This window comes from Micromonospora echinofusca (assembly GCF_017614955.1).
GTDB classification, from domain to species: Bacteria; Actinomycetota; Actinomycetes; order Mycobacteriales; family Micromonosporaceae; genus Micromonospora; species Micromonospora echinofusca_A.
This window is the reverse complement of sequence record NZ_WVUH01000364.1, coordinates 1-6,778: the sequence shown is the minus strand read 5'-3', so window position 1 is coordinate 6,778 and position 6,778 is coordinate 1. Positions and strand designations below refer to the sequence as shown.

The following is a 6,778-nucleotide window of genomic DNA, read 5'->3' as shown; positions in this document are numbered from 1 at the left end:
CCCCCCGCACACCCCCCGGCTGGCGGCCCCCCAGATCGTCGACACCAGCGCGGTCCGCTAGTCACCGGCGGACCGGCGGGTAGCGGCCGGTCCTCGGCGGCCGGCGGGTCCGGATACCATCGGCCGATGGTCAACCCTCCGGCCGATCCACCGGTACCCTCGCTCGGTCTGACCCCGCTGTCCCGGGTCCGCCTCGACGAGCTGCTCCAGGAGATGCTCGACCGGGTCGGTGAGGTGATGACCAGCCGGGAACGGCTGCGCGCCCTGCTCGACGCGGTGGTCGGCATCGGCACCGACCTGGATCTGCGCAGCACCCTGCGGCGGATCGTCGAGGCGGCCTGTGAGCTGGTCGGCGCGCGGTACGGCGCGCTGGGGGTGATCGGGCCGGACATGCTGCTGACCGAGTTCATCACCCACGGCATCGACGCCGAGCTGCACGCGAAGATCGGGGACCTGCCGCACGGCCGGGGCGTGCTGGGTCTGCTGATCGCCGACCCCCGGCCGGTGCGGATGCCGGACATCACCCAGCATCCCCAGTCGTACGGCTTCCCGCCGAACCACCCGCCGATGCACAGTTTCCTCGGCGTCCCGGTCCGTATCCGGGACCAGGTCTTCGGCAACCTGTACCTGGCCGAGAAGCAGGGCGCGGCGGAGTTCACCGAGGACGACGAGGAGATCGTGGTGGCGCTGGCCGCCGCGGCCGGTGTCGCGGTGGAGAACGCCCGGCTCTACGCGCTGGCGCACCGCCGGGAACGTTGGCTGGCTGCCGCCGCCGAGATCACCTCGGTACTGCTCGGCGAGGTGCGGCGGACCGACGCGCTGCGGCTGGTGGCCCGCCGGGCCCGGGAGGTCGCCGACGCCGAGCTGGCCCTGGTGCTGCTCTACGACGAGGACGCCGGCCAGTTCACCGTGGAGGTGGTCGACGGCGCCCACGACGGGCTGGACGGCCTGGTCGGGGTGGTCCTGCCGGCCGCCGAGACCACCTTCGCCGGCTCGGTGACCGAGCGGCGGCACGAGATGGTGGAGAACCTCGTCGAGTCGGCCCCCTGGCCGCGGCCGGTGACCGCCGGCCCGGCGGTGGTCTCCCCGCTGGCCACCGCGGAGACCCTGCACGGTGTGCTGGTGGTCGCGCACGCCCCGGACCGGGGTGGCCCCACCGAGGACGACGTGCCGCTGCTGGGCAGCTTCGCCGACCAGGCCGCGCTGGCCATGGAACGGGCCCGGGGGCAGGAGGAGCGGGAGCTGCTGGTGGTGCTGGAGGACCGGGAGCGGATCGCCCGGGACCTGCACGACGTGGTGATCCAGCGGCTCTTCGCCACCGGCCTGCAGTTGCAGAGTTCGGTGCCGCTGACCGCCCGACCCGAGGTCGCGAAGCGGATCAACGCGGCGGTGGACGACCTGGACGCCACCATCCGGGACATCCGGCGGACCATCTTCGAGCTGCGTACCCCGATGAGTGCGGCGCTGCGCACCGACATCCGGGACGCGGTCGACGCGGCGGCCGAGTCGTTGGGGTTCCGGCCGACGCTGGAGCTGACCGGGCCGGTGGACAGTGCGGTGCCCGAGGGGGTACGGCCGGATCTGCTGGCCACCCTGCGGGAGGCGCTGTCCAACGCGGTCCGGCACGCCCGGGCCAGTCAGGTCCGGGTGGCCGTGCACGTCGACGGCAGCCGGTTGACCGTCACGGTGGCCGACAACGGGGTGGGCTGCGACCCGGCGGCGGCCCGCAGCGGCCTGGTCAACCTGCGGGAACGGGCCGAGGGGCACGGCGGCGAGTTCGAGATCATCCCGGCGACGCCGCACGGCACGGTGCTGCGGTGGAGCGTGCCGCTGCGCGACTGAGCGCGCAGCGGCACCGACGACCGGCGGGTCCACCGGCTGCGGAACCGGTCAGGGGCGCTGGCCGAGCAGCCGGGTGGCCAGCACGGCGGCCTGGGTACGCCGCTCCAGGCCGAGCTTGGCCAGCACGCTGGAGACGTAGTTCTTCACGGTCTTCTCGGCCAGGAACATCCGGCTGGCGATCTCCCGGTTGGTCAGCCCCTCGGCGACGTACTCCAGGATGCGGCGTTCCTGCTCGGTGAGGGCCTTCAGCTCCCGGGGCTGCTCGACGCCGCTGCGGATGCGTTCCAGCACCCGCTGGGTGACCGCCGGGTCGAGCAGCGACTGCCCGGCCGCGACCCGGTGCACCGCGTCGATCAGGTCGGTACCCCGGATCTGCTTGAGCACGTACCCGGCCGCGCCGGCCATGATCGCCGCGAAGAGCGCCTCGTCGTCCTCGTACGAGGTGAGGATCAGCCCCTTGATCGAGGAGTCGACGGCCCGCACGTCCCGGCACACGTCGATGCCGTTGCCGTCGGGTAGCCGGGCGTCGAGGATCGCCACGTCGGGGCGGAGCGCCGGGATCCGGCGGGCGGCCTCCTGGGCCGAACCGGACTCACCGACGATCTCGATGTCGCCACCACTGGACAGCAGGTCGGCCAGACCACGACGGACGACCTCGTGGTCGTCGAGCAGGAACACCCGGATCATCCGTCGTTTCTACCCGATCCGGCCGGCCCGACACACGGGCCGAAGGTCCCGTACCGGGACCGGTCCCGGGTAGCTGGTCCCCTCCGCTTCGGGACGTCCGGCCCTGACCGTCGCCCCGCCGGTGCCGCACCGTGGAGGTGACGAACCGAGGAGGCGAGGATGGCCACACCGACCACACACCCGACCACCGACGTGCCGGCCGTCCTGGCCGACGCGGCCCGGACCGCCCTGCACGCGCCGTCGGTGCTGAACACCCAGCCGTGGCGCTGGGTGATCACCGACCGGACCCTGGAGCTGCACGCCGACCCGGACCGGCAGTTGACCGTCGCCGACCCGGCGGGGCGGCTGCTCACCCTGAGCTGCGGGGCCGCGCTGCACCACGCCCGGGTGGCGTTGGCCGCCGCCGGCCACCAGGTCACCGTCGACCGGTTCCCGGAGCCCACCCGGCCGCGCCTGCTGGCCCGGATCCGGGTGACCGGTCGGCGTACCCCGCAGGTGGCCGAGCACGCCCTGCTGGCCGCGATCCCCCGGCGGCGCACCGACCGGCGGGCCTTCGGTGACACCCCGGTGGACCCGATCCTGCTGGACCGGCTGCGCGACGCCGCCGCCACCGAGGACGCCGGGCTGCACGTGGTCCGGGTCGACCAGATGCCGATGCTGGCGGTGGTCACCGCGCAGGCCGCCGCCGCCGAGTTGGCCGACCCGGCGTACCGCGCCGAGGTGACCCGGTGGACCCACCGGCCGCCGTGGAGCGGCGACGGGGTACCGGCCACCACCGCCGTCCGGCAGGGGCCCCGCCGGGTACCGGTCCGCGACCACACCCTGGGCGGTACACCCGGACTGGACGTCGGCGTCGGACGGGACTCGGGGGCCGCTTTCGCCGTCCTGCACGGCACCGACGACGACCCGGCCGGCTGGCTGCGCGGCGGGGAGGCGCTCTCCGCGGTGCTGCTGACCGCCGTGGCGTACGGGCTGTCCACCGCGCCGCTGAGCGACGCGATCGAGGTGGCCTGGCCGCGCCGCCTGCTGCGGGACCTGCTGGCCGGGCAGGGCGAACCGTATCTCGCCCTGCGGATCGGGTACGCCGCCGGGACCGACGAGCTGCCGCCGGCACCGCGCCGCGACCCGGTCGAGGTGATCACGCACGTGACGGACGTGGTGGACGGGACCGACCAGGACCGGCCGGCCGGCGGGGCGGCGGGCACCGGGCACGAGGAAGGGGTGTGACGACGATGCAGACCGCGTACACCATCGAGCAGTTGCGGGCGGCCGTGGCCGACGCCGTGCGGGCCCCGTCGCTGCACAACAGCCAACCGTGGCGGTTCCGGCTGCGCGACGGCGGCATCGAGGTCTCGGTCGACCCGGCCCGTCGCCTGCCGGCGACCGACCCGAGCGGCTGGGGCGCCCGGCTGGCCTGCGGGGCGGCCCTGTTCAACCTGCGGCTCTCCCTGGCCGTGGCGGGTACCCCCGCCCAGGTGCGGCTGCGGCCGTACCCGGCGGACTCGGACGTGGTGGCCCGCCTGGTCCCGGACCGGCCCCGCCGGCCGACCCCGACCGAACAGAGCCTGCACGGGGCGATCGCCCACCGGTTCAGCAACCGGGCGCCCTTCTGGCCCGACCCGGTGCCGGCCGACGCGCGCTGGCGGCTCGGGGAGGCGGCCCAGACCGAGGGGGCCTGGCTGGAACTGGTCATCGGTACCAGTGCGGTCGCCATGGTGGCCGAGATCGCCCGCAGCGCCAACCGGGTGCTGGAACGCGACCCCGCGTACCGGGCGGAGGCGGCCGAGTGGATCCGGTCCGAGCCGGCCGACGACGGCATCCCGGCGGCGGCCGGTGGGCCGAAGTCCGAACCGCAGGACCTGCTGCCGCAGCGGGCCTTCGGCACCCGGCACCGGGCGCCGGGCCGGGATTTCGAGCCGGAGCCGCTGGTGGCGGTGCTCGGTTCACCCAGCGACGCCACCACCGACCAGATCGCCGCCGGGCAGGCGTTGCAGCGGGTCCTGCTGACCGCCACCGACGCCGGACTGAGCGTGTCGATGCTCTCCCAGCCGATCGAGGTGCCCGGCGCCCGGGAACAGCTCCGGCTGGCCCTGGGCCGGTACGGGACACCGCAGATGGTCATGCGGATCGGTTTCGGTCAGCCGGGCTGGCCGACGCCCCGCAGGTCACCGGCGGAGGTCATCGACCTCGCGGTGCCGCAGGCATGACAGACCGTGACCGGGAGAGGAGAGGAGAGGAGCGGAGCGGAGCGGCGCGGGGCAGGACCGGCGCCGGGAGGGGATGGAGCGGACGACGGGATTCGAACCCGCGACCCTCACCTTGGCAAGGTGATGCGCTACCAGCTGCGCTACGTCCGCGTGCCGCCGGTGCGAACCGGTGACGGAGGAGAACTCTAGCCGATCATCGGCGGTCGCGCGCAGCCCCCTCCCCGGCCGCCGTGACCCGGCCCGCTACGACCGGTCGCGGGCGGTCAGCAGCCGGCCCACCGTGGCGCCGGTCTCGGTGACGTAGCCGCGCGCCTCGGTGGCCGCGGCGTCGACGTCACCCCGGTCCAGGAACGCGGTCAGCCGGTCCAGGGCGGACGGCCAGTGTCCGCCGACCCCGGTGGGGACCGCCGACAGGTAGAACCGGGTCCGTTTCTCCAGGTCCACGGAGACCGCCGCCATCACCTGGTTGCCGGCGGCCTCCCGCAGCACCGCCCAGTACGCCGAGACGAGCCGGGACAACCGTCGGGGGTCCGTGCACCCGTCGGCCCGCTGCCCCGAGTGGGTCAGCTCCCGGAGCCGGTTCAGGTCCTCGGTGGACCGGCGCTGCGCGGTCCAGCCGGCGATCGACGCCTCGATGACCGCCCGGGTCGCCACCAGTTCCCGTAGCTCCTGAACGGACCGGTCCCGCACGTACACGCCGTAGCGGGGGCGGATGTCCACCCAGCCCGCCTCGTGCAACGAACGCAGCGCCTCGCGGACCGGGATACGGCTCACCCCGTACTCGGCGGCCAGCAGGTCGGCGCGCATCCGGGTACCCGGTGCGAGCACACCGGTGATGATGGCCTCCTCCAGCAGTTCGTGAATGTGCGCCGGGATCGATCCGCCGGTGACCTCCGGCAGGGCGCCCACGTCTCCGAACGGACCGGACTTGGTTACCGTCACGACGTTCCCCCGTGGTGTCGACGTACCTCCGCTGGTCGAGCGGTTACCGGAACAGCCACCGGCCGCCACGTACGGCGGTCGATATCCTACCGCGTCATAGCGGACAGTGGGCACACCGGTACGCAGCGGAGCGGAAAGGTCGGGATGCCCCCACCGGCGACCCGACCGCTAGGCTTCCGCGGGGTTCGCGGCACCGCACGGGGGGAGTCCGGCAGCGATGGACAGTCGCACGAACGAACGTGACCTGACCGCGGTCATCCCCCGGCTGCGGAACATGCAGCTGGCCCGCCGTGACCCGTGGGGCGAGGACGAGAGCCACCCACCGCTGGACGCACCGACCGACGCACCACGGACCCGGGTCACCCCCTGGCTGGTACCCGGTCTGCTGATGGCCGCCCTCGGTCTGACCGGGATCGGCCGTCCGGCACTGTGGACCGACGAACTGGCCACCTGGGGCGTGGCCCGGTCGTCCTGGTCGGAGATGTTCGCCCTGCTGCGCTGGGTCGACGCGATCATCGGCCCCTACTACACCCTGATCCGTGGCTGGGCCGAACTCGCCGGCACCTCGGACACCGCCCTGCGACTGCCCTCGGTACTCGCCATGACCGGCGCAGCCGCCCTCGTCGGCGCCCTCGGGGCACAACTGGCCGGCCCCCGGACCGGCCTGACCGCCGGGCTGCTCTTCGCCCTCCTGCCGGCCGCGTCCCGGTTCGCGCAGGAGGCCCGGGTGTACGCGTTCGTCGTGTTCTGCGCGGTCCTCGCCACGTACCTGCTGGTCCAGGCGGTCACCCGGCCCCGTCCCTGGCGCTGGCCGGCCTACCTGCTCGCCGTCGCGGCGCTCGGCGTGCTGCACCCGATCGCCCTGCTGCTGCTGGCCGCGCACGGCTGGGTGGTCCTCGCCCAGCACCGCGACCGCGCCGTCGGCTGGCTCCTCGCCGCCACCGTCGGCGCCCTGCCCGCCCTTCCCCTGCTGCGCCTGGGCAACCAGCAGAAGAGCCAGGTCGCCTGGATCCCCCCGGCCGACGCGCAGACCCTGCTCACGCTGCCCCGGGAGATCGTCGGCGTGGCCTGGATCGGCCTGCTGCTCGGGGTGCTGGCCC

The 6,778-nt window shown here is 74.4% G+C and carries 6 protein-coding genes and 1 tRNA gene; 4 read left to right on the top strand and 3 right to left on the bottom strand.

The window, feature by feature from the left end:
• Positions 1–126: 126 nt before the first annotated feature.
• Positions 127–1,842 carry a sensor histidine kinase gene (locus GSF22_RS28470; RefSeq protein ID WP_208816869.1) on the top strand — a complete coding sequence of 572 codons (1,716 nt, stop codon included), beginning with the start codon at positions 127–129 and terminating at the stop codon, positions 1,840–1,842.
• Positions 1,843–1,890: 48 nt separating this feature from the next.
• On the opposite strand, the gene GSF22_RS28465 is transcribed toward GSF22_RS28470, so the two are convergent.
• Positions 1,891–2,529: a response regulator gene (locus GSF22_RS28465; RefSeq protein WP_208816867.1), complete on the bottom strand. Its 639-nt coding sequence runs from the start codon at positions 2,527–2,529 to the stop codon at positions 1,891–1,893.
• Between the two features lie 159 nt (positions 2,530–2,688).
• Here GSF22_RS28465 and GSF22_RS28460 point away from each other — a divergent pair, with 159 nt between their 5' ends.
• Both GSF22_RS28460 and GSF22_RS28455 read left to right on the top strand, forming a co-directional pair.
• On the top strand, positions 2,689–3,756 hold the full coding sequence (locus GSF22_RS28460) for an Acg family FMN-binding oxidoreductase (RefSeq protein WP_244454293.1): 1,068 nt from the start codon (positions 2,689–2,691) through the stop codon (positions 3,754–3,756).
• A 5-nt stretch (positions 3,757–3,761) separates the two neighbouring features.
• Entirely contained in the window at positions 3,762–4,736 is a 975-nt protein-coding gene (locus GSF22_RS28455) for an Acg family FMN-binding oxidoreductase (RefSeq protein WP_208816871.1), read from the top strand.
• Positions 4,737–4,810: 74 nt separating this feature from the next.
• On the opposite strand, the gene GSF22_RS28450 is transcribed toward GSF22_RS28455, so the two are convergent.
• Both GSF22_RS28450 and GSF22_RS28445 read right to left on the bottom strand, forming a co-directional pair.
• Positions 4,811–4,886 (bottom strand) — tRNA-Gly (locus GSF22_RS28450).
• 93 nt (positions 4,887–4,979) lie between these two features.
• On the bottom strand, positions 4,980–5,678 hold the full coding sequence (locus tag GSF22_RS28445; RefSeq protein ID WP_208816865.1) for a GntR family transcriptional regulator: 699 nt from the start codon (positions 5,676–5,678) through the stop codon (positions 4,980–4,982).
• 217 nt (positions 5,679–5,895) lie between these two features.
• On the opposite strand from GSF22_RS28445, the gene GSF22_RS28440 reads away from it, so the two are divergent.
• Positions 5,896–6,778, top strand: an 883-nt coding sequence (locus GSF22_RS28440; RefSeq protein ID WP_208816863.1) for a glycosyltransferase family 39 protein, incomplete at its 3' end; no start/stop codon positions are given.